The sequence below is a fragment of the Proteus sp. fly-1067 genome, from assembly GCF_040139345.1.
Taxonomy (GTDB): Bacteria; Pseudomonadota; Gammaproteobacteria; order Enterobacterales; family Enterobacteriaceae; genus Proteus; species Proteus vulgaris_B.
Genome location: NZ_JBEEUL010000200.1, coordinates 1 through 565 on the forward strand (window position 1 = coordinate 1; position 565 = coordinate 565).

At 40.0% G+C, this 565-nt stretch carries 1 protein-coding gene; it reads right to left on the reverse strand.

Annotated elements, in window-relative coordinates:
• A partial coding sequence (locus ABN217_RS19980; protein ID WP_349459967.1) for a DUF3383 family protein occupies positions 1-490 on the reverse strand: 490 nt, incomplete at its 3' end.
• Positions 491-565 lie beyond the last annotated feature (75 nt).

Sequence of the window (565 nt, forward strand, 5' to 3'; positions counted from 1 at the left end):
ACTTAGCTTGTAGATTGCTACCTTCAGGCAATTGAGCATCAATCACTTGCGCAATATCGCTAAAATCGATCGCTTTACTAAAATCAAGATCTGCCAGCACCGCTTCTTGACCCGCAATATTTAATGTCATGGTTCCATCAGTGATCTGCTTCAGTGTATTAACACCAATCGACAATGTAGAACCTTTAAGCGCATTTGCTGTAGCTGCAATTTCTTGTTTTTCTTTTGCAAAACGAGCAATCATCGCACGTTTTAATTTTGGGCGAGCAGAAAACAGCGCTTGAGCAGCTTTATATGTCGATGAATGAGAGCCAAACAAATTAGCGACGTCTTGCTCATTAGAAACAAATAGATAACGTGATGTGGCATCCGTAAATGCATTACCGACCTCAGAAGTAAAAATAGCCACCATACTCAGATCACGGCGTTGTGCTGCCGCTGCCTGTGGCAGAATTTGTGCATTAATGATCTCTTTAATTGATAAACTCATATTGATTCCTTTAGAGTAGTAATAATCACCGATTCACCATGAGTAAGTGATGATTCGATACGATGAATATGTGAA